Origin of the sequence: Roseateles subflavus (genome assembly GCF_030285365.1) — a bacterium.
In the GTDB taxonomy this organism is placed as follows: Bacteria; Pseudomonadota; Gammaproteobacteria; order Burkholderiales; family Burkholderiaceae_C; genus Roseateles_B; species Roseateles_B subflavus.
Genome location: NZ_JASVDS010000005.1, coordinates 45988 through 68460, shown reverse-complemented (window position 1 = coordinate 68460; position 22473 = coordinate 45988). Strand labels below are relative to the sequence as shown.

At 69.2% G+C, this 22473-nt stretch carries 19 protein-coding genes; 5 read left to right on the top strand and 14 right to left on the bottom strand.

Translation table 11 applies throughout. The features are described 5' to 3' along the window. Positions 1-91: 91 nt before the first annotated feature. The 5 genes from QRD43_RS17030 (at position 92) to QRD43_RS17010 (ending at position 7857) form a co-directional block, all read left to right on the top strand. Complete coding sequence (locus tag QRD43_RS17030) at positions 92-2575, top strand: PAS domain-containing hybrid sensor histidine kinase/response regulator (protein WP_285983703.1); 2484 nt, start codon at positions 92-94, stop codon at positions 2573-2575. Then, complete coding sequence (locus tag QRD43_RS17025) at positions 2572-4821, top strand: two-component system response regulator (RefSeq protein ID WP_285983702.1); 2250 nt, start codon at positions 2572-2574, stop codon at positions 4819-4821. The genes QRD43_RS17030 and QRD43_RS17025 overlap by 4 nt, the downstream gene beginning before the upstream one ends. Before the next feature lie 15 nt (positions 4822-4836). After that, on the top strand, positions 4837-6726 hold the full coding sequence (locus tag QRD43_RS17020) for a GGDEF domain-containing protein (protein WP_285983701.1): 1890 nt from the start codon (positions 4837-4839) through the stop codon (positions 6724-6726). Positions 6727-6878: 152 nt separating this feature from the next. Further along, positions 6879-7055 carry a hypothetical protein gene (locus QRD43_RS17015; protein ID WP_285983700.1) on the top strand — a complete coding sequence of 59 codons (177 nt, stop codon included), beginning with the start codon at positions 6879-6881 and terminating at the stop codon, positions 7053-7055. A 4-nt stretch (positions 7056-7059) separates the two neighbouring features. Then, positions 7060-7857, top strand: a complete 798-nt coding sequence (locus QRD43_RS17010; RefSeq protein ID WP_285983699.1) for a CPBP family intramembrane glutamic endopeptidase — start codon at positions 7060-7062, stop codon at positions 7855-7857. Positions 7858-7914: 57 nt separating this feature from the next. On the opposite strand, the gene QRD43_RS17005 is transcribed toward QRD43_RS17010, so the two are convergent. The 14 genes from QRD43_RS17005 to QRD43_RS16940 all read right to left on the bottom strand — a co-directional run bounded on the left by QRD43_RS17005 (position 7915) and on the right by QRD43_RS16940 (position 21842). Continuing rightward, positions 7915-9270, bottom strand: a complete 1356-nt coding sequence (locus QRD43_RS17005) for a methyl-accepting chemotaxis protein (protein WP_285983698.1) — start codon at positions 9268-9270, stop codon at positions 7915-7917. Between the two features lie 42 nt (positions 9271-9312). Further along, the gene (locus QRD43_RS17000) at positions 9313-10026 is read right to left on the bottom strand and encodes an RNA polymerase sigma factor FliA (protein ID WP_285983697.1); all 714 of its coding nucleotides are present in this window, start codon (positions 10024-10026) and stop codon (positions 9313-9315) included. 16 nt (positions 10027-10042) lie between these two features. Then, positions 10043-10852 (bottom strand): MinD/ParA family ATP-binding protein, encoded by an 810-nt coding sequence (locus QRD43_RS16995; protein WP_285983696.1) that lies wholly within the window; start codon positions 10850-10852, stop codon positions 10043-10045. 47 nt (positions 10853-10899) lie between these two features. Next, the gene (gene flhF / locus QRD43_RS16990; RefSeq protein ID WP_285983695.1) at positions 10900-12549 is read right to left on the bottom strand and encodes a flagellar biosynthesis GTPase FlhF; all 1650 of its coding nucleotides are present in this window, start codon (positions 12547-12549) and stop codon (positions 10900-10902) included. A gap of 46 nt (positions 12550-12595) precedes the next feature. Next, on the bottom strand, positions 12596-14686 hold the full coding sequence (flhA, locus tag QRD43_RS16985; RefSeq protein WP_285983694.1) for a flagellar biosynthesis protein FlhA: 2091 nt from the start codon (positions 14684-14686) through the stop codon (positions 12596-12598). Beyond that, on the bottom strand, positions 14683-15861 hold the full coding sequence (flhB, locus tag QRD43_RS16980; RefSeq protein ID WP_285983693.1) for a flagellar biosynthesis protein FlhB: 1179 nt from the start codon (positions 15859-15861) through the stop codon (positions 14683-14685). The genes flhA and flhB overlap by 4 nt, the downstream gene beginning before the upstream one ends. A 260-nt stretch (positions 15862-16121) precedes the next feature. Then, the gene (locus tag QRD43_RS16975) at positions 16122-16757 is read right to left on the bottom strand and encodes a protein phosphatase CheZ (protein WP_285983692.1); all 636 of its coding nucleotides are present in this window, start codon (positions 16755-16757) and stop codon (positions 16122-16124) included. Between the two features lie 12 nt (positions 16758-16769). Continuing rightward, complete coding sequence (gene cheY / locus QRD43_RS16970) at positions 16770-17162, bottom strand: chemotaxis response regulator CheY (protein WP_183105258.1); 393 nt, start codon at positions 17160-17162, stop codon at positions 16770-16772. Positions 17163-17265: 103 nt separating this feature from the next. Continuing rightward, on the bottom strand, positions 17266-18192 hold the full coding sequence (gene motB, locus QRD43_RS16965; protein ID WP_285983691.1) for a flagellar motor protein MotB: 927 nt from the start codon (positions 18190-18192) through the stop codon (positions 17266-17268). Positions 18193-18233: 41 nt separating this feature from the next. Continuing rightward, entirely contained in the window at positions 18234-19094 is an 861-nt protein-coding gene (gene motA, locus QRD43_RS16960) for a flagellar motor stator protein MotA (protein ID WP_285983690.1), read from the bottom strand. A gap of 121 nt (positions 19095-19215) precedes the next feature. Then, entirely contained in the window at positions 19216-20028 is an 813-nt protein-coding gene (locus QRD43_RS16955; RefSeq protein ID WP_285983689.1) for a class I SAM-dependent methyltransferase, read from the bottom strand. 18 nt (positions 20029-20046) lie between these two features. Beyond that, positions 20047-20583 (bottom strand): flagellar transcriptional regulator FlhC, encoded by a 537-nt coding sequence (gene flhC, locus QRD43_RS16950; protein WP_285983688.1) that lies wholly within the window; start codon positions 20581-20583, stop codon positions 20047-20049. A gap of 206 nt (positions 20584-20789) precedes the next feature. Continuing rightward, a complete protein-coding gene (gene flhD / locus QRD43_RS16945; RefSeq protein ID WP_285983687.1) occupies positions 20790-21116 on the bottom strand; it encodes a flagellar transcriptional regulator FlhD in 327 nt (108 codons plus the stop codon). Positions 21117-21362: 246 nt separating this feature from the next. After that, on the bottom strand, positions 21363-21842 hold the full coding sequence (locus QRD43_RS16940) for a hypothetical protein (protein ID WP_285983686.1): 480 nt from the start codon (positions 21840-21842) through the stop codon (positions 21363-21365). Between the last annotated feature and the right edge of the window lie 631 nt (positions 21843-22473).

Genomic DNA, 22473 nt, shown 5'->3' with positions numbered 1-22473 from the left:
CCTTCCGCCCCCGCCTGCTGCCTCGGCCCGGCCCCGAGGGGTCAGGTCTTGACTTCGGCCTCCCGACGCAACGCCACCCGGTCCATCGCCCATGACGCCGGATGCCTCCCTCACCGGCGATGTGGCTCGCCAGCTGCTGCAGTCGCTGAACACGGGCGATGCCCTGGCGCTGGTGGACCTGCTGCCGCTGGGCGTGCTGCTGATGGACAGCCAGGACGGCAGCGTCCTGCACCTGAACCGCGAGGCCGAGCGCCTGCTGTCCGTCCGGGGCGCCGCGCTGATCGGCCAGGTGCTGGGATCCGCCGTGGACCCGGCCCTGGCCGAGCTGTGCACGCCCGCCCGCTGGCAGGCCCTGCGCGAGGGCCGGCGGGGCGCCCGCGAGGACCTGCGCGTGCAGACGCCCTTCGGTCCTCGCTGGCTGCAGGTGCAGCGCCTGCTGATGCCGCTGGCCGGCCAGCGTCGCTCGCTGGCGCTGCTGGTGCTGCAGGACGCCAACGCGCGGCGGCAGCTCGAGCGCGCGCTGCAGGAAAGCGACACCCGCTTCCGCGAGGTCACCGACGCCGTCAGCGAATGCCTCTTCGTCACGAATGCGGAATGGGACCGCCTGCACTTCAGCTCCCCGCTGCTGCTGGACACGCTGGGGCTGAGCCCCATGGACCTGCGGCTGGGACCGCGGGTGTTCGAGGACCGCATCCACCCGGACGACCGCGCGCTCTACCAGCGCCGGCTGCTGGCCCAGGCGGCCGGTGAGCCCACCGACATGGTCCTGCGCGTGCAGCACCCGGGCCGCGGCGTGCGCTGGGTCCGGCTGCGCACGCGCCTGCAGGCCCATGCGGGCGGCGCGCCGCTGGTCTACGGCATCCTGGCAGACGTCACGGAGGAGCAGCAGCGCCACCGCGAACTGCAGGCCGCGCGCGACAAGGCGGAGTCCGCCAGCCAGGCCAAGAGCCAGCTGATGGCGAACATGAGCCACGAGTTCCGCACGCCCATGAATGGCATCCTCGGGATGACGCAGCTGCTGCTCAACACGCCCCTGGACGAGCGCCAGCAGCACTACGCCCGACAGGTCCAGGCCAGCGGCGAGGACCTCCAGCACTTGCTCGACGACATGCTCGACCTGGCCCACCTGGACGGCGAGGCCGCCGAGCAGCGCAGCGGCGAGTGCCCGCTGCAGCCCCTGCTGGAAACTCTGGCGGCGCAGTACCGCCCGCAGGCCGAGTCCCGCGGCCTGCGCCTGAACCTGACGCTGGACGCCGCGCTGCCGGACGCGGTGCCGGTGGCGGCGGGCGCGCTGCGCCGACTGCTGGGCAAGCTGCTGGACAACGCCCTGAAGTTCACCGAGCGCGGCGAGATCGGCCTCGCGGCCCGGGCTCAGCCCTTCCCGGACGGCCGGCCCGGCGTGCTGCTGAAGGTGCAGGACACCGGCATCGGCGTCCCGGCCGACAAGCTCCACCACCTCTTCAAGCCCTTCACCCAGGGCAACGACAGCCTCGCCCGCCGCCATGGGGGGGCCGGGCTGGGCCTGGCCGTGGCCCAGCAGCTGGCCCAGCAGATGGGTGCCGTGCTGGATGCCCGTGCCCGCCCGGACGGCGGCAGCGTCTTCAGCCTGCACCTGCCGCTGCAGGACGCGGGGGCCCCCGACGGCCTGCCCCAGGCGATCGAGGCCGGGGCGGCCCGGCCCTGGCAGGTCCTGGTCGTCGAGGACAACCCCGTCAACCAGGAGGTGATTCAGCAGATGCTCCTGCAGCTGGGCTGCAGCGTGCAGCTGTGCGACGGCGGCGAGGCCGGCCTGCAGGCCCTGTCCGAGCGGGCCTTCGACCTCGTGATGATGGACATCCACATGCCCGGCATGGACGGCATCCAGGCCCTGCAGATCTTCCGCCGGGGCGGTGAGGGCCGGTATCGCTTCGTCAATCCCGGCAGCCTGCCGGTGGTGGCCGTGACCGCCAACGCGCTGTCGGGCGATCGGGGAAAGCTGCTGGCCTACGGCTTCGACGACTACCTGCCCAAGCCGCTGCGCCACCGCGAGCTGCTGGCGGTGCTGCAGCGGCGCCTGGGCCATCCGGCCCGCCCCCTGGCCGCCGGCGCCTCGGGGTCCCCGGCGGAGGCGGCATCTGCCGCATCTGCGACTTCCGCCACGTCCGCCACGTCTGCCGCCGTTTACGATGGAGCCACCATGTCATCCGCCGCAACGCCCTCCTCCCCGGACCGCAGGCCCAGCTGCCTGGACGAAGCCTCGCTGCAGCGCCTGCGCGACCTGGACCCCAGCGGCGCCAACCAGCTGCTGCCGCGGGTGATCAACGCCTTCATCAAGTCCCTGGACAAGCTGCTGCCGGACCTCCAGCGCGCCCGGGAGGCCGGCATGGACCTGGCGGCCATCCGCCATGTGGCCCACACGCTGAAGTCCTCCTCGGCGAGCCTGGGCGCCCTGCAGCTGTCCCGCCTCTGTGCCGATACCGAGGCCATGGCCCGCAACGGCCAGACCGAAGGCTTGGACAAGCTGATCGATGCCATGCATGATGAGGCGGGGCTGGTGCGCCAGGCCCTCGAAGCCTTGTTGACGGGCCCCCAATGAACTCAGCCAACCCGACCGTGGACCAGGACCTGCCCGAGCAGCCGCGCGTGCTGCTCGTCGATGACGACGAAGTCAATCTGCTGCTGACCGCCATCGCGCTGCGCGAGCGGGGGTTCGACATCACCGAGGCCAGCAGCGGCGAGGAAGCCCTGCGCACGGTGGGCAGCTGGACGCCCGACATCATCGTGCTGGACGCCATGATGCCGGAGCTGGACGGCTTCGAGACCTGCAGCCGCCTGCGCGAGACCCCCGGCTTCGAGTCCACGCCGGTGCTGATGCTCACCGGCCTGGACGACGAAGCCTCCATCAACCGCGCCTACCAGGTCGGCGCCACCGACTTCTTCGTCAAGTCCACCCAGTGGAGCCTCCTGGCCGGCCGCCTGCGCTACCTGCTGCGCAGCTCGCGCACCCGCATCGAGCTGGAACGCAGCAAGGCCCGGCTGGCCCGCGCCCAGGACCTGGCCCGCATGGGCAGCTTCGAGTGGCACCGCGGCGCAGGCGGCTTCGTGCTGGCCACCGAGGCGCTGCGGGTCTTCGGTTTCGGGCCCAACGAGCCGCTGGACTTCATCGGCGTGATGCGCATGGTGCCGCGCGAGGACCGCCAGCTCTTCCTGCGCCTGCTGCGCGAGGTGATGGTCCACAACTCGGTGCTGGTGACCGACGTGCCGGTGACCCTGGTCGACGGCCGCCAGCGCGTGCTGCACATCGAGGCCGAACCCGAGTTCAACGAGCACGGCAATGCGAGCGGCTACACGGGCGTCATCCAGGACGTCACCGACCGCCGCCTGGCCGAGGACAAGATCCGTCAGCTCGCCAATTTCGATGCCCTCACCGGCCTGCCCAACCGCCGCCAGCTCATCTGGCGGGCCGAGCGCGCCATCGAGGCCGCCCGGCGCAGTGGCCACGAGGTCGGCCTGCTGCTGATCGACCTCGACCGCTTCAAGGTCATCAACGACACCCTCGGCCACGCCGCGGGCGACGAGCTGCTGATGGAGGTCGGTCGCCGCCTGCGGGCCTGTGTGCGCCATTCCGACCAGGTCATGGAAGGCCTGCTGGAGTCCGTGGGCGGGCGCTCGCACCGCACGCTGGAGGCCGTGGGCCGACTGGGCGGCGACGAGTTCGTGGCGCTGCTGCCCGAGGTGGCCGACGAGCGTGACGCCGAGCGCGTGGCCCAGCGCGTGCTGGAGGCGCTGCGCGAGCCCATCTTCATCGCGGGGCAGGAGTGCTTCGTCACGGCCAGCGTGGGCATCGCCATCTACCCGCGGGACGGCACCACCACGGCGGATCTGCTGCGCAACTCGGACGTCGCCATGTACGCCGTCAAGAGCCAGGGGCGCAACGCTTCGGCCCTCTACACGCCGCAGCTCGCCGGCCGGGGCCGCGAGAAGCTGGAACTCGAGTCCGCGCTGCACAAGGCCATCGAGCGCAACGAGATCGTGCTGCACTACCAGCCCAAGATCGACGTCCGCGCCGCCCGCATGGTCGGGGCGGAGGCCCTCATGCGCTGGCAGCGGGGCGACAAGCTCGTGCCTCCCGGCGACTTCATCCCGCTGGCGGAAGAGACCGGCCTGATCGTGCCGCTGTCCGAGTGGGCGCTGCGCGAGGCCGCCCGCCAGGCCAAGGTCTGGCAGCTGAACTTCGGCTTCTCGGACGCCATCGCCGTCAACCTGCCCAACCGCCTGTTCGAGCGATCGGACCTGGTCGAGCACATCCACCAGTGCGTCAGTGCCTACGGCGTGCCGCACCGGGCCATCCAGCTGGAGATCACCGAGACGGGCCTGATGAAGGACCTGCAGAACGTGATCCCGGCCCTGCACCGGCTCAACGAGGTGGGCGTGGAGATCTCCATCGACGACTTCGGCACCGGCTACTCCTCGCTCGCCTACCTGACCACCCTGCCCATCTCCGAGGTCAAGATCGACCGCAGCTTCGTGCGGGATCTCGGCATCACGCCGCAGAGCTCGGCCGTCGTCACCGCCATCATCGCCCTGGCGCGCTCTCTGGGCCTGCGCGTGATCGCCGAGGGGGTGGAGACGCTCCGCCAGATGGAGGTCCTGCACCGCCTGGGCTGCAGCGTCATGCAGGGTTTCCTCTTCAGCCGCCCCCTGGCCGCGGACGATCTCGAACGCTGGCTGGCGCAGACGGTGCTGCCGCGCAAGGCGCCCTGGATCGTGCAGGCCAACGGGCTCGAGGGCGACACCGCCACGGGACGGGCCGCCAGCAGCCCGACCGGCGGCCTCCGCTGAGTCTTCTGGAGCATCATGGACGACCGTTCGCCCGCCTCCCCCGCCCCGTCTTCGCCACGCCCCGCGCCCGGTGCGCAGCCCCCGGCCACGATCGCGAAGGCTGCCCTGCGCCGCCTGGCGATGGCCAAGCTGGAGCCCACGCCCGAGAACTACGCCCGGGCCTACCTGGTCGAGTCCGGCGGCACGGAGCCCGCCAGCCCCCCTGCGGCCGGCAGCGCCGGTGCGCCGGGCCCCGCGCCCGAGGCCTTGCCGGAGCGCGCCCAGCCCGTGCTGCAGCGCATGCTCAGCCTCGGCCTGCCCGAGCTGCAGGCCCGCCAGGACGTCATGGCCATGCTGAGGGAATCCCGCTGGGATGAGGCCCAGCGCGTGCTGGAACGCTTCCAGCAGAGCGCCGGCCCCGCGGTGCTGGCCGACGGCATGGCGAGTGTCACCGAGCGCCTGGTGCGCGGCCTCGAGCGAGGCGGCCGCCAATGGACGCTGGCCCGCAAGAAGGACGGCCTGCAGCGCGTGCTGGAGTCGAGCCGCACGGATCCCCACCGCCTGCTCAACCGCCTGCGCCAGCTGCTGTCCAGCTGGGACGCCGACCCCAGCGATGTCGGCGTGGACGTCCAGGAGGCGAGCACCGAAGAGCCGGGCGGCACGCCCAGCCAGTTCTTCAACGAGGAGGAGCTGCAGCTCGACACCTCGGCCCTGGACCGCGAGGCCGGCCCGCAGGCCTGGCCTCTCGTGGGCGACAGCCTGCACGAGACCGTCCAGCACGCCCTGCTGGCCTCCGACGAGCGCGCCGAATCCCTCAAGCAGGAGATCGAGACCGCGCTGGCCAGCCTGCGCGAGCAGGGCGCCACGCCGCAGCGTGCCGAGGCCATGGAGGCGCTGTGCGTGCGGGCCCGCCGCATGCTGGATCACCGCCATCACCTCTTCGGCCAGATGGGCGAGCTGTGCCGTGCCCTGAGCGCGAGCCTGGTCGAGCTGGCCGAGGACGATTCCTGGGCCCGGGGCCAGTGCGAGCTGATGACGCAGGCGCTGGACACCGGCCTGAGCTCCCGCGGCGTGCGCATGGTCAGCGAGATGCTGGACGGCACGCGCGAGCGGCAGAAGAGCCTGCAGGCCGAGCGCGCGCGCGCGCGCGACTCCCTCAAGCTGCTGATCCACCGCATGCTCGAGGAGCTGGGCGAGCTGGGCCAGCACACCGACCGCTTCCAGAGCAATGTGAGCCGCTACGCCGACGTCATCGAGAAGGCCGACACGCTGGAGAGCCTGGCCGGCGTGGTGCGGGAGATGGTCGAGGAAAGCCGCACCGTGCAGGGCCTGGTGCACAGCACGCAGCAGCGGCTGAGCACCGAACACGAGCGGGCCTCGGAGCTGTCCCGTCGCGTCGACGAGCTGGAGGGCGAGCTGCGCCGCCTCTCGAGCGAGGTGCAGACGGACCAGCTCACCAAGATCGCCAACCGGCGCGGCCTCGAGGCGGCCTTCAACACCGAGCAGGCCAAGCTCGAGCGTGAGGGCACGGTGCTGGCGCTGGCGCTGCTGGACGTCGACAACTTCAAGAAGCTGAACGACACCCTGGGCCACGCCGCCGGCGATGAGGCGCTGAAGTCCCTCGCGGCACGCGTGACGCAGATGCTCCGCCCCGGCGATCTCGTGGCGCGCTACGGCGGCGAGGAGTTCGTGCTGATGCTGCCCCGCACGCCGCTCGACGAAGCCCAGCAGGTGCTGACGCGGCTGCAGCGCTCGCTCTCGGCAGCGCTGTTCATGCATGAGGGCAAGGATGTCTTCGTGACCTTCTCGGCCGGCATCACGATCTACCGTGCCGGCGAGACGCTGGAGGTCGCGCTGGACCGGGCGGACGAAGGCCTCTACGAAGCCAAGCGCACGGGGAAGAACCGCGCCTGCATCGTGGAGTGAGCCTGGAGCCAGCCGGACCGTCGCGGCCGGCGTGCGCTGTGCGCATTCGCTGCTCCACGGTCGCCCGAGAGACGCTGATCCAACTCGTAAGATGAGCGGACTCGCACCGCAGGGCGCGAGTGATTTCAAACATCATCAATGAGGGAATAGCAATGCAAGAACTGCATCAACTGGATTGCGAACACGTGGGCGGAGGAGAGGTTGGCGCCACCAAGATGGGTGACGACTACCACTACACCGGCACCCAGAGCCTGGGCGACTGCATGGTCTACGAGGGCACCAAGGGCAACACGTTCTGGCAGTCGGCCATCGAATGCCTGACGCGCTGATGGCATGAAGATCGACGGGCGCCTGCTGCGGGGCAGCCTGGCGGCCCTGCTGGAGTTCGCGCTCGTCGAGTTCAGTCTCTTCCAGGCCGCCGGCGTGGTCGTCACGGGGCTGCGGCCCATGGGCCTCCCCTCGCTGTACGAACAGGCCCTCCCCTGGCTCGTCCTGGCCACCGGTCTGGCCTTCGCCAAACGCCTTCTTGCGGGTCGATACGCGCCGCCTCCTGGCAGCACGCCCCGCGGCCTCGGCGTTGTCTGGACGGCAGCGCTCGCCGCCCTGGCCGCCTACTGGCTCTTCGCCCGGGAGATCCAGGCTGATGTCGTCCTGCACAGCGACGTCCCGGCCCTGCTCATGACGGTGGCCGTCACCGGGGCCTCGGCATTCATCGAGGAGTTCTGCTACCGCTGGATTCTTCTGGGGCGGCTGCTGAGGTGTGGGTGGCCGGTCGCCGCCTGCATCGCCCTGCAGGCCCTCACGTTCTGGCTTGCTCACGGCTTGGCCGCGCGGACCGACACCGGCACGCTCTCGGGCTACCTCCTGTGGGGCATGGTCCTGGGTGTGCTGAGCCTGGGGCGCGCCGGCATCTGGCTGACCGCCCTCCTGCATGCCGGCTGGAACCTCACCCTGGCCACGGCCTCGCCGTGGAGACATGCCTACGTTCCCCGCTTCGTGGGCGAGGTCAACGCGCAGTGGGCGACGCTCGCGCAGGCCCTGCTGGCTGCCAGCCTGCTGCTGATGGTCTGGCTCAATGCACGAGCCCCCTCGGCCCCGCTGCCCGAAGCGGCGCCGATGCCCAGGACCTGACGGCCGCGCTCAGGTGCGGGCCTCGCGGCGGCGCTCCGGCGAGGCGGCCAGCGCCGCTCAGAAGCTGAACGCCAGGCGCAGCCCGCCCCAGTGGCGCCCCTGCACATGGATCGGTGCCGAGGCCTCCTTGAGCAGCACGAAACGCCCGCCGCCCATGTCCCGGCGGTAGGTCTGCAGCAGGAAGGGGCGCTCGTTGCGCGCCGAGGCCAGGCCGGTGCGGTCGCTGAAGATGCGCCGGTAGCGGCTGTTGGCCGTGTTCCAGACGACATCGCCCGGACGCTGCGGCTGGCAGTACTTGCGGTTGTGCGTCGAGACATAGCCGTTGCGATCCGCGGCAATGCAGTACACGACCTTGTCGGAGAGCTGGAGCATGCGCTCCTGCACGGCCGGGAAGAGCTGGTCGGCCAGCTCGCTGAAACGCGCGAGGTGCTGGGCAGGATTGGTGCCGGGCAGCGCCTGGTACTGCTCGTCGAAAAGGTCTGCCAGCGAGATGCGCCCCTGCGCGACCGCACGCTCCAGCAGCTCGCCGACCTCCAGCGCCGCCTGCTGGGCGCCTTCGATGTAGAGCGCGTCGTCGACCCGCACGCCGGAGGAGGCGATGCGCTCGATCAGGTCCTCGGAAAGGCGCAGGAAGCGGTCGCTGCAGGCGAAGGCCGCGTCCATGTAGCGCAGGGCCAGGGCCACGTCGCCTCCGAGCGTCGCCGCCCGTACGGCCAGCGCGGCGGTGGTCTGCTGGCTCTCATCGGCGGCCGTGGCGATGCGCTGCACGTCCGCCTGCACGATGCCGAACGCCGCGTGGATGCTGCTCTCCTGGGCCTGGCGGCCTTCGCTGCTGAGCTCACGGCTGAAGCTGTCGATGCGGGCGTCCAGCGCCCCCACCGTGCCCATGATGGACTTGGAGCTCTGCTCGACCTGCGTGGCGAGGTCCTTGACGGCATCCGCCACCACGCCGAAGCCGCGACCGGCCTCGCCAGCACGCTTGGCCTCGACGGAGGCATTGAAGGCCACCAGACGGGTCTGCAACGCGATGCGGGTGATGTCGGAGGCGGCATCGGACACCTGGCGCAGCGTCTGCACGATGCCGCCGACTTCGGCGCCGATCTTGTGCAGGGCCTCGCGCGCCCGGGCGACCGCGGCGATGGACTCGGCCGTGGCCGCGGCGATGCCGGACTGCGCGCGCTGGACCTGCTGCAGCTCGAGCTCGAGCGCCTGCATGGCCTCGCGCTGGGCGACGATCACCTTCTGCGTGTCTTCCAGGGCGCCCCGCACCTCGGCGGCATCCCGGCCGAGATTGGACACCGGCTGCGCCAGCGAGCGGACGAGCGACTGCGCGTCGCTGACCTCGTTGCGCTGAGGGGGATCAGGAGCTTGAGGGGCCGGCACGCGGGCGCCGGGCTGCCACCACGACTTCATGCGAACTCTCCAGACGGCGCAGGCGGCCATCCGGTGTCGGTTTTACCAGTCGCGCAGCTTCACGCGCAAGCGGGCGATCGCCTGACTGTGCAGTTGACAGACCCGGGATTCCGTCACTTTCAGGACGGCGGCGATTTCCTTGAGGTTCATGTCGTGCTCGTAGTACATGCTCATCACGTACTGCTCGCGCTCGGGCAGGTTCTTGATGGCGGCGACCAGGGCCTCGCGCATGCGATGGTCCTGCAGCTGCGCCATGGGGTTGTTGCTCTCGTCGACCACGTGGCGGTCCAGGTAGTCGTCGCTGCCCTCGTCGCCGCTCATGTCCTCGAGGTAGACCAGCTGCGTGCCGCGCACCTTGGAGAGCATGTCCTGGTAGTCGCCGAGGCTCAGGCCCATCTCGGCGGCGATCTCGGATTCATGGGGCGCACGCCCGAGGCGCTGCTCCAGCTTGTGCACGGCGGTCTCGATCGAACGCTGCTGGCGGCGCGTGCCGCGGCTCATCCAGTCACCGCCGCGCAACTCGTCCAGCATGGCGCCGCGGATGCGCTGCGTCGCGAAGGTCTCGAACTGCACCCCCTGCGCCACATCGAAGCGCGACAGCGCGTCGGTGAGCCCGATCAGGCCGACCTGGATCAGATCGTCCAGCTCCACATTGGCCGGCAGCTTGGCGATCATCTGATGCGCCAGGCGTCGAACGAGACCGCTGTACTGCCGGATCAGCGCCGAGTTGTCGAGGCGGCCTTTGGCGGTATACATCTTCAGCTCCTGCACATCAGTTGGCGGCCACCGCGGGCCGCGCCGAACGGAGATTCACCAGGGGGCGCAAGGGGCGGGCATCGTGCGCCGCGTCCGAGGCAAATCCCTGAGGCACGACCGCCAGGAGCTCACGGGCCAGATGCCGCACTTCGGGCGACAGCGGCGCCGAGGGCGGCGTGCGAGGATCCATGCAGGCCCAGTCGCGCAGCACCGCGCCCAGGAAGCCATCGCCGCAGCTGCTGATCTGCTGGGCGATGCGCTCCGCCAGGCGCAGCTGCGGGTGACAGGCCATCAACAGGCTGTAGACCATGATGCCGGAGCGCTGGCTGAGCCACTTCATGCCGGCATAGGCGTGGGTGACGCTGCGGGCGTCGGTGTCGGCCAGCAGCACGGGGCGCATCTCGCGGGAGTTCAGCACGCGGGCCAGCTCGGCGGCGGGGGCGTGCAGGATCATCACGTCGGCCTGCGGCGCGGCCTCACCGAGCGCACGGAGAAACTCGGCCGCCGAGCCGTTGGCGTTGATGTAGCGCAGCGGCAGCCCGCGCGCGGCCAGGTAGCTCACCTGGGCGGACAGCCGCTCCACGCAGGCCGACAGGTCCACGGCAGCCATTTCGGAGGCCGCCGGCGACAGCTCGCCCGCATCGACCACCAGCGTCTGGAGGCCCATCTCGGAGCAGGCCGCGCACAGGCCTTCCAGCAGCACACCGGCGTCCAGCACCTCGGGGTTGCTCACCACGGGAATGATGCGGGTGCGGGAGGCGGCAAAGAGCTTGCGCAGGCCGTCGGCCTGGTCTTGCGGGGTCTTGCTGAAGGGCGGCTCGCGCATGGGGGTCTCGGTTCGGGTCGCGATGCGTTCGAGGGATCCGGGCGCGCTCAGTGCACGCCCGCGGCGGTGGCCTGCACGGCGGCCAGCGCGGGGCCTCCGGCAAAGATCAGGTTCACATCGGCGCTGTCCATGCGCCAGGCGGCGTGTGCCTGGCTGCGCAGCGCGCGCTGCACCAGAGCCTGCGCCGACAGGCGATGCCAATCTTCCGGCACCCGCTGCCCGTTGGCAACGCCAATAATGCGCAAACGATGACGGATCATGGTGTCCAGCGCCGGGGCCAGCTTCACGGCCTCGTCGATCTTGGACAGCACCACGCCCTGGCAGGTCTGGGCACGCCAGGCGCCGGCCACGTCCTCGATCGTCTCGCCCTGCTGGGCGGCGTTGATCACCAGGATGCGGCGGATGCTCGGGTGGGCGAGCATCTCCAGCAGCTCGTGGGTGCGGCTGTCGCGCTGAGCCATGCCGGCGGTGTCGATCAGCACCATCTTCTTGCCCGACAGCAGCTCCAGCAGGTCCTCCAGCGAGGCGCGGTCGTGCGCGGTGTGCACCGGCACGCCCAGGATGCGGCCGTAGGCTCGCAGCTGCTCGTGGGCGCCGACGCGATAGGCATCGAGCGTGATGAGACCCAGCTGCGAGGCGCCGTGCCGGGTGGCGAAGGCGGCGGCGATCTTGGCGGTGGTGGTGGTCTTGCCCACGCCGGTCGACCCGATCAGGGCGAAGACGCCGCCCTGCTCTTCCAGCGGCGGATTCATCTCGTCGGTGATGAGGTTGCGGGCGAGCACCTGGGCGGCCCAGGGCGTCTCGTCCGCCCCGTCCTTGCCGTCCAGGTGGGCCGGGCAGCCCTCGACCAGCTTGCGCACCAGGGCCGGCGAGAAGCCGACGTCCAGCAGGCGCTGCGTCAGGCGGGCCTGCACGGGCTGGCGCTGCAGCTTCTCCATGAAGGCCAGCGCGCCGAAACGCTCCTCGATCAGGCCCTTCATCGAGCGCAGCTCGTTCATCATGTCCTGCTGGTCGCGGCGCGCGCTGCCGGGCATGTCGGCCAGTTGCGGCACCGGGCGCTGCTCGGCGGACAGGCGGATCTCGTCGCGCAGCACGGGCGGATTGCGGCGCGGCGGCTCGGCGGCGGGGGCCTGCATCGGGGCGCCCTGGGCGTCCAGGCGACGGGCGCCCAGCGTCTGCATGGCGGCCTGCGCGCGTTGCTGGCGGGCTGCGCTCATGCCGACCAGGCTCTCAGGCGTCGGCAGCTCCGGCGCGGGGACCGCCGTCTCCAGGGGATCGGGCTGGCCGCTCAGTTCGGCCGCGCGGCGCTTGAGCATGCGCTCCCGGACGTAGTCCTGGAAGCTCAGCGTGCTCATGGCCAGGGTCTGGACATCGGCATCGACGGGCTGGCCGAAGGCCGGCTCCATGCGCTCGTTGCGCTCGGCCACGCGCTGCGCGAGGCGGGCGCTGCCGGCCATCGTGGGCACGGGGGCCTGTGCGGGGCGCGCCTGCACGCGGGCCGGGCCACGGGCCTCGGCGCGCGGTGCCGAGGCCGCCACGCGCTCGATCTGCGTCATGCCCTCGGGGGCCATGGCCAGCACCTCCACGCCTTCGGCGCAGGGTTTGTTGGACAGCACGACGGCATCGTCGCCAAAGGCCTGGCGCACCAGCGCGAGGGCCTCGCGGGATGTACGGGCGGTGAAGCGTTTGACGTTCATGCGGCCTCCTGGCAAGGCAGGGCATCGGTCATCGGCAGGCGGGCGCTCATGCGGCCGCTCCGATGATCGAACCGATGCGGATCGAATGGGTCTCGGGAATCTCGCTGTGACCCAGCACCTTCAGGCGCGGGGCGGCACGGCGCAGCAGGCGGGCCAGCGGCGCGCGGATCAGGTCCGGCACGAGCAGGCAGGCGGGCACGCCGCGGTCTTCCTGGGCCTGGCTCTGCTCGGCCGCGCTGCGGGCGAGGGTGTCAGCCACGCCGGGGTCCAGCGCGGCGCCATGCGGGGAATTCAGGGCCTGGGTCACCAGGCGTTCGAGCTCGGGCTCCAGCGCGATCACGTCCAGCTCCTTCACGGGGCCGTAGATCTGCTGGACGATGGCCGGCGCGATGTGCACGCGCACCCGGCGGCCCAGCTCGATGGGATCGGTCGTGGCGGTGGCGTTCTCGGCGATGGAGTCGACGATGGAGCGCATGTCGCGGATGTGCACGCCCTCCTCCAGCAGGAACTGGAGAACCTTCTGCAGTGTGCCGATGCCGACCATCTTGGGTATCACGTCTTCGATCAACTGGGGTTGCAGCTTGGTGAGGTGGTCCACCAGCTGCTGCGTCTCCACCCGGCCCAGGAGACGGGCCGCGTGAACTTGCATCAAGTGTGAAAGATGGGTGGCGATGACAGTCGAGCAATCAACCACCGTAAACCCGGCCATTTGGGCCATTTCCCGCTGGCGCTCCTCGATCCACGTGGCGGGGAGTCCGAAGGCGGGGTCGGTGGTCGAGGTACCGATGAGCTTCTGCGTGGCATGGCCCGGGTTGATCGCCAGCCACATGCCCGGATAGGCCTCGGCCTCGCCGATGACGGCGCCGCGCAGGATCAGCCGGTACTGGCTCGGACGCAGCTCGAGGTTGTCGCGGATGTGCACGGCCGGCGGCAGGAAGCCCACCTCCTGTGCGAACTTGCGGCGCACGCCCTTGATGCGGGAGAGCAGGTCGCCCTCCTTGTTCTTGTCCACCAGCGTGATCAGGCGGTAGCCGACCTCCAGGCCCAGCACGTCGACGGGCTGCAGGTCGTCCCAGCTGGCCTCGGCATTGGCTTCGGGCGGCGGCGGCGGCATCTGCTCGGCCTTGGCGGCCAGCGCGAGCTGCTCGCGGCGCTTGATCCACCAGGCGAGGTAGCCCAGGCCCGAGGCGATCATCAGGAAGACCACATGCGGCATGCCCGGGATGAGCCCCAGCATGCCGATGACACCGGCCGTGATGGCCAGGCTCTTGGCCGAGCCGAACACCTGGCGGCCGATCATCGTGCCGATGTCCTTGTCCTTGCCGACGCGCGACACCACCATGGCCGCCGCGACCGAGATCAGCAGCGCGGGAACCTGCGCGACCAGCGCATCACCGACTGCCAGCAGGATGTAGGAGTCGGCCGCCTGCCCGGCGGACAGCCCGTGCTGGGCCACGCCGATGATGAAGCCGCCGACGATGTTGATGAAGAGGATCAGGATGCCGGCCACGGCATCGCCGCGCACAAACTTGCTGGCACCGTCCATGGAGCCGAAGAAGTCCGCTTCGTCACTCAGCTCGGCGCGGCGGCGCTTGGCCTCCTTCTCGTCGATCAGGCCGGCGTTCAGGTCCGCGTCCACGGCCATCTGCTTGCCGGGCATCGCGTCCAGGGTGAAGCGAGCGCCGACCTCGGCGATGCGCTCGGCGCCCTTGGTCACCACGATGAAGTTGATGACCACGAGGATGGCGAACACGATCAGGCCGACGGCGAAGTTGCCGCCGATCAGGAAGTGGCCGAAGGACTCGATCACGCGGCCCGCCGCGCCCGTGCCCGTGTGGCCCTGCAGCAGCACCACGCGCGTGGAGGCCACATTGAGCGACAGGCGCATCAGCGTGGTCAGCAGCAGCACCGTCGGGAAGGCGGCGAAATCGAGCGGCTTGAGCATGTGTGCCGCCACCATCATCACCATCACGGCCATGGCGATGTTGAAGGTGAACAGCAGATCCAGCACGAAGGGCGGCAGCGGCAGCACCATCATCGACAGGATCATGAGGATGGCGACGGGCGCGCCCAGCGCGCCGATGATCTGCGCGCGCGGGCCGAGCATCGCCTGCAACTGAGCCATCAGGGCGTTCATGCCTCATCCTCCAGAAGGTCGGCATCGGGGGCGCGATGCGGCTTGTTGTGCGGGTCCAGCTCGGGCGGCACCTGCGGATCGGGCATCTGCGTGGGCGCCTGACCGCGGCCGGCCATCGCGGCCTTGAGCTGGTACACATAGGCCAGCACCTGCGCCACGGCGGCGAACAGGGCGGCGGGAATCTCGCGGTCGACCTCGGCATGCGCATACAGCGCGCGCGCCAGCATGGGCGACTGCAGCACGGGCACCTTCGAGTCCTTGGCGAGGTCGCGGATGCGGAACGCCAGGAGGTCGGTGCCCTTGGCCACGACCTTGGGCGCCGCCATGCTGCCCTCTTCGTACTTGAGCGCGACGGCATAGTGGGTCGGGTTCATCACCACCAGGTCGGCCGTGGGAACGGCGGCCATCATGCGGCGCTTGGCCATCTCGCGCATGCGGGCGCGCATCTTGCCCTTCATCTCGAGGTTGCCCTCGATCTCCTTCATTTCCTGCTTGGCCTCTTCACGGCTCATGCGCAGGCGCTTGAGGTAGAGGTGGCGCTGCAGCGGCACGTCGATCACGGCGAAGAGCGCGAGCGCCAGCCCGAGCAGCGCGAGGCCCTGCATCAGCTGCTGGCCGGCATAGGCGATGGCGCTGGGCAGGGGCACGGACATGATGCCCACATAGCCGGCGATGCGGTCCTTGAGCACCAGGGCGCCCACGCCGCCGAGCAGCAGCGCCAGCAGCACCGCCTTGAGTGCCTGCCCGAGGTGCTGCCATTGGAACAGGCGCGCCAGCCCCTGCAGCGGATTCAGGTGCTCGAAGCGCGGGGTGAGCGGCTTCATCGTCCAGTTCCAGCCGCCGGCGGCGACGTTGGCCGCCACGGCCACCAGCATCAGCACGCCGCAGAAGGGCAACAGGAACATCAGCGCCTGCAGCGTCAGCTCACCGAGACGCTCACCCATGAAGCCGGGGCGCTGCAGCAGCTGGGCGTCGAAACGCAGGCCGTGCTGGAGCATCTTCTGCAGCCAGTCCAGGGCCTGCGGCGCGGTCGCCGACAGCAGCGCGCCGCCGCTGACCAGCATGGCGAAGTGCGGCAGGTCGCGCGAGCGCGGCAGCTGGCCCTCGGCCCGAGATCGCTGGATCTTCTTGGCCGATGCGGGTAGGTTGCGGTCCTGTGCGTCTTGGTCTGCCATGGCGTGATGCCTCCGGACGGGACAGTCCGGGGGATGGCGCCATTCTTGGCTGGAGGGCGGGGAAACTTAAGCCGGATAAGCGGGAGGAAACCGGCAGTCATCTCGACCCGGCCGGCAGCCGGCTTCGCGACGGCATCCTGCACAGGGCGCACGACCCGCCACGTGTCGATCGGCCGGGCAACAAAAAACCCGCCGGTGCAGTGCACACAGCGGGCTGTGGAAGGCCCGGCCGTCCAGGCCGGGCAGGAGGACAAGGAGCCTCAGAAGCCCAGGCTGGCCAGCAGGTCGTCGACCTCGCTCTGGTTGGCCACGACGTCGGTTCGGCCTTCCGGATTGACCACCGGACCCTGCAGGATGTTCGGGTCGACCTTCTCGCGCTGTTCGGGCGGCACCACCTGCACCAGCAGCTTGACCAGGCTGTCTTCCAGGTCGTTGGCCAGCGTCACCACCTTGGCGACCACCTGGCCGGTGAGGTCATGGAAGTCCTGGGACAGCATGATGTCCGTCAGGTGCTGGTCGATCTGCGCGGTGGAGTCCTCGACCTGCTTGACGAAGTTGAACACCGCGCCGGAGGCCACGGCCTTGACCGGGTCGGCGGTGATCGCCTTCGCCATCTCGGCCGTGGCCGTGGAGATCTTGGCGTGTTCGCTCTTGGCCTGATCGACCGAGTTCAGCACCTTGTTGGCGGCCTCGGCGGTCTTGTTGGCGATGTAGGTCAGGCGGCTGCGGGCATCGGGCAGACCGTCGGTGGCCGTCTGCAGCTTGGGCATCACGCCCAGCTGCTGCATGGTGTCATGCAGTACGCGGGTGATCGTGCCGAGCTGCTGGAACACCTCCGGCGAGACCATCAGGGGATCGGTACCGGCACCCAGCTGAGCGAAATCTTCGGCTTTCATGGCCTACTCCCTTCAAGCGGCCGCGGCCAGCTTCTGCATGATCTTCTGGACCTTCTCTTCCAGCGTCGCCTTGGTGAAGGGTTTGACGATGTAGCCGGCAGCACCGCTCTGGGCGGCCAGCACGATGTCTTCCTTGCGGGCCTCGGCGGTCACCATCAGCACGGGCAGGTGCTTGAGCGATGCGTCTTCCTTGATGGCCTTGAGCAGCTCGAAGCCCGTCATGTTGGGCATGTTGATGTCGCTCACCACGAAGTCGAACTTGCCGTTCTTCAGCATGTTCAGGGCCTCGACGCCATCCTCCGCCTCCTCGGCGTTGTTGTAGCCGATCTCCTTCAGCAGACCGCGCACGATCCGGCGCATGGTCGAGAAGTCATCGACGATCAGAAATTTCATGTCAGTGCTCATGGCGTTCCTCGCAAGGGGCGTGAGGGCGGGTCAAACCGGGTTCCGTCGGCGGCGCCGGCGTCTGGGACGCCACGCCGCCGTGATGGGACGCTTCAATGATTCTTCAGGGTTTCTCGGCCGCTGTCGCCGAATTGTCGGCCGGTTCGTCCTCGTTGTCCGGCAGATTTTTCAGCACTGCGTCTTCCGCATCACGGTTCATCACGATGATGCTGATCCGGCGGTTGATCGGGCTTCGGGGCTCATCGGGTTCCAGCAGCTTGCTGGCCGCCAGGCCCTGCACGCGCAGCACCCGCGACTCCGGCAATCCCCCGGACAGCAACTCCCGCCGGGAGGCATTGGCGCGGTCCGCCGACAGCTCCCAGTTGCTGTAACCCCGTTCGCCCCCCGAGAAGGGCTGAGCATCAGTATGCCCCTCCAACGTCAGGCGGTTGGGGACCTCCGCGAGGACAGCGCCAAGTTCGCGAAGTAGTTCTCGCATATAGGGTTTGACCACGGCGCTGCCACTGTCGAACATCGGACGGTTGTTCTCGTCCACGATCTGGATGCGCAGACCCTCCCGTGTCATTTCGAGACGGATCTGCCCGCCGAGCGACGCCAGCGCCGGCGTGTTGGCCAGCACTTCCTGGATTTTGTCCTTGAGCTGCTGCAGGCGGCTGCGCTCGGCGCGGCGCTGCTCCTCCTTCAGCGCACGCAGGTTGATCGTGTGGCGCGGCGCCTCGACGTCCCCTGCCTTGACCTGCCCGGTCTGGCGCGTCAGGTCCTGCCCGCCGCCCTTGATCACATGCGAGGAGTCGCCCGAGCCCGAGCCGCCGCTCAAGGCCACCTTCAGCGGCGACGAGAAGTAGTCGGCGATGCCCTTCTTGTCCCCCTCGGTGGTCGAGCCCAGCAGCCACATCAGCAGGAAGAAGGCCATCATCGCCGTCACGAAGTCGGCGTAGGCGATCTTCCAGGCGCCACCATGGGCACCATGGCCGCCCTTCTTGATCTTCTTGATGATGATGGGCTGGAGTTTCTTGGCGTCACCGGCCATGGCTCAACTCCTGACGCTGCCCGACGGCACGCTGGGGACCATCACTTCTTGCCCTTCACGTGGCTTTCCAGTTCGGTGAACGACGGACGGTCCCCCGAATAGAGTACCTTGCGACCGAACTCGATCGCCACCTGCGGCGCATAGCCCTGCATGCTGGCGAGCAGCGTGGTCTTGATGCACTGCAGCTCCTTGCCGGCGTCCTCGACCTTCTGCTCGAGCAGGCCGGCCAGCGGCTCCGCGAAACCGTAGGCCAGCAAAATGCCCAGGAAGGTCCCGACGAGGGCCGACCCGATCATGCCGCCCAGCACGGCGGGCGGCTGCCCCACCGAGCCCATGGTGTTCACCACGCCCAGCACGGCGGCCACGATGCCGAAGGCGGGCAGGCCGCCGGCGAGGCGGTTGAGGGCCGCCACGGCGGCGTGCTCTTCCTGGTGGTGCGTCTCGATCTCGGCGTCCATCAGGGACTCGATCTCGTGGGCGTTCAGATTGCCCGACACCATCATCCGCAGATAGTCGGTGATGAACTCCGTGACGTGGTGGTCGTTGCCCACCGTCGGGTACTTCTGGAACAGGGGCGAGCTGTGCGGATCCTCGACGTCCTTCTCGATGGACATCAGGCCCTCCTTGCGGGCCTTCTGGAGGATGTCGTACATGAGCGCCAGAAGCTCCATGTAGCGGGCCTTGCTGAACTTGCTGCCCTTGAAACAGGTCCCGAGGCCCTTCATGGCGCCCTTCACCACCTTCATCTGGTTGTTGGCCAGGAAGGCGCCGAAGGCGGCGCCGAAGATGGTGATGAACTCGAAGGGCAGTGCATGCAGCACGACGCCGATATTGCCTCCGTGCGCGATGAACACGCCGAAGATGCAACCCATGGCGACGAGCCAGCCGACGATGACGAACATGGTGTGTGGATGCTGCTGTGTCTGATGCCCTTATCGGCCAGGCGCGCGGGCTCTTGAGCGATGTCGGGCATCGCCCGCACGTCGGCGTGAAGAGTGGCCGGCAACTGCCATCGGCAAGGGGTCAGAAACGATAGACGTGAAGGGAATGGCGCCCCGCGAGGGGCTGGACCAGTATGGCAGGCGTGCCCGGCAGGGGAAAGTCCAGGCTGATCAGCCAAGCGCCGGACTCAAGTTCCGATTGCGCCTTGGCCTCGGCCTGCGCCATGCTTTCCGGGCGCTGGAAGAGGTAGACGACCTGGTACGGCGCCCAGGACTGCGCCCACATGTCGCCCCGGCGAACGCGGGCCCAGGGATGGCGCAGGCGGCACAGCCAGGCCAGCAGCGGGCTCCACTCGATGCCATGGAGGTCTGCGGCGGGGAAACAACGGTGGAGCTCGCGCAAGCCGGCGCCCAAGCCGCAGCCGGCGTCCAGGATGCGCGCGCCGGACGGGAGCCGGATCTGATCCGCGGCCTGGGCCAGCGCGCCGGCGGGCGTCGGGAACAGCGGTGCGTCGCGCCAGGTGCTGCGCGGATACATCAGCAACAGCAGCGCCAGGGGCAGCAGCCAGCTCCAGGCGGGCAGCAGCGCCAGCCCCGGTCCGGCCAGCAGCGACGCCACGAAGCCGCCCAGGACCATGAACCGCCGCCAGCGCCGCTCATGCAGCCAGGCCAGCGCGGCGACGGGCAGCACCGCCCCGATCAGGGCCAGGACGGCCCCCTGCGGCTGCAGGGCCGTCAGCAGCCCCCAGCCCAGCAGCCAGCACAGCAGGGCCGAGGTGGGCCAGAGCCGTGACAGCGCCTGCCCTCGCCTCGCCCATGCGTGCGCCGCCGGCAGCGCCTCATCGGCGCCCGGCGGCGGGGTCTCGGGGGAATCGGCGCGGGCGGGTTCCTGCATCGTCGGGCGGGCCCGGCCTCAGTGCATCTGGATCGCGCCTTGTGCGCGGCCCTTGCCGGCACGGGCGGGGGGATTGCACAGGCCGCAGACGTAATGACGCGAGATCTCGTGCGGGTGGGTCACGAAATGACCGCCGCACTTGCAGCACTTGGTCATGGTCAGCATGCCGTTGTCCACGAACTTCACCAGCCGCCAGGCGCGGGTGACCGACAGCAGCGGCTCCAGGCCCTGCGCCTGCACCTGTTCCAGATAGAGCTGGTAGGCCTTGATGACGGTGTCGATCTCGTCGATCTCCGCCACCTTGTTCAGGTATTCATGCACGTTCAGGAACAGCGAGGCATGGATGTTGGGCTGCCAGGTCATGAACCAGTCCGTCGAGAACGGCAACTGGCCCTTGGACGGCGACTTGCCCGAGACTTCCTTGTACAGGCGCAGCAGACGCTCGTAGGACAGGTCCGTCTCCGACTCCAGCACCTGCAGGCGGGCGCCCAGCTGGATCAGGGTGACCGCACGGCTGATCTGGCGGGCTTCGGTCAGGATGGATTTGCTGCGCATGGAAGTCTCCAGTCTATTCAAACTACTTGGTTGTCTCGGCTGCAGTTCATATCTGCCCACGGCGGGCTCGAACTGCGTATTGAATGGGCCGGCGCCGGGCCGCCCCAAGCCGGCCCCCCCTTGCAGTTCATATCCGCCCCACGGCGCCTATGAACTGCACCCCCTCAGGGGTGGTCGCCCGGCCTCGGGCGACGGGGGGCCCACTGTCAGGCCGCTTCCTGATGGCGACCCGCCAGCAGGATCGAGGCATGCAGGCGCGAGACCTGGTCGTTGGCGGCGGCCGGCTTGCCGTGGCTGGTCAGCAGGCCCCACACCAGGTCGTCGTCCATGCGGAAGCGGCACAGCAGCGTGTTGCCGGAGGAGACCTTCATGATCTGCGCCGGGGTCAGGGTGGCGATCAGCGTGGCGGTGTCTTCCGAGATGCCCAGGCGGTAGAGGGCTTGCTCGCGGTCGTTGCGGATCAGGCTCTGGGCCAGCATCAGGTACGACAGATTGGCTTCACGGATCTCGGTGAGGATTTGTTCGGCGTTCATGTCGGGCTCCTGTTTTCGCTTCAATTGCGTGTCAACGTGAGACGAATTGTGAAGAGTCCAACAGGACGGAAACATCAGGCCAGTTCGGTCGATGAAGTCCCGTTAATTCGCAGTCGTTTGTCAGTGAAATTCCTACAAGGCTGTCGGGCGCCCCAAAAGGAAAAGGGCCTGCTGCACCTGGCAGAAGGCCCTCTTTTCGTGCCAGCCGTCCCGGGGGCGGGCCCGGTGGCGGCGATGGCGGCGCTGTCAGCCGGCGGCTGACGCGTCGGCGCGCGACTGCAGGCGCGCCAGTTCCATGCGCACCAGGCCCACCAGTTCCGGCGCTTCGCGCTCCAGGCTGATCAGGCCCTGCCCCGTCAGCAGCTGCGTCAGCACCTTCAGGGCCTCGGCTTCCTCGCCCAGACCGGCCAGGGCGAAGCCCAGGGTGTAGAGGCTGGCACCGTGGTGCGGCGTGATCACCAGCGCCTCGCGGGCAAAGCGGGCGGCCTGCGCCAGCTCGCCGGCGCTCAGCAGCAGGGCGGCCATGTCGCTCAGCAGCTCATGGCTCAGCGGCTCGTGCGACAGGGCGTCGGCCAGGACGGCCAGACCCTGCCCCACGCGGCCCCGGGAGGCTTCGGCGAAGGCGGCGTTGCGGGCCTGGGCCAGCAGCCACTGGGCTTCCGGGCTGGGGTTGATCAGGGCGGCGGGCATGGCCTCGCGAGCGCCTTCAAAGGGGGTCGAATGCATCTGCATCTCCTGCTTTAGGGCCGGATCGGGCCGTTGAAAGGGACGCAAACAATGCATGGCCTGCCATCCATCACGGCAGGGGCAGGCTTATCGTCCGCGTTGCCGCCCACTTTAGGGGGCACCCTGCCCGGCAATGCCTCGAAAAGCGGCGGCCTTGACCTGCATCTCGAACGCTCCCCGCCGCGGCCCGTGCCGAAATAGCAAGCAGGGCCCCGCCTCCAGTGGCATGAGGGCGCGGCCCGACGCAGCGTGCTCCTGACGCTCACTTCTTGCCCTTCCTTCACTTAGATGCCGCCGCGCCTCCCCGGTGCAGCGGCGCCCCTTTCAGCAAAGGACGCCCCGAACCCGACCGACCCCCATGACGCCAGACCGGCAGTTCTTCACAGTCCAGGCCCCGCTCCGCCTGATTTCAAAACGAAGAACAGACCGGCAAGTCACCCGGCTATTCAAAAGATCACAGGTCTTGACAAAAAGCCCTCAAGTTCAGGCTTGCGGGCTCCGATAGCCATTCCAACGGGTCTGGAAACAGGTTCGTGGTCCGGTTAGGAGGCCGAGAACGGCACCTCGATGGCAAGACGAGGTGACGGCTTCAACGGTTGACTAGCGCCGGGCGGTGCAAGCCGGCAGGTTC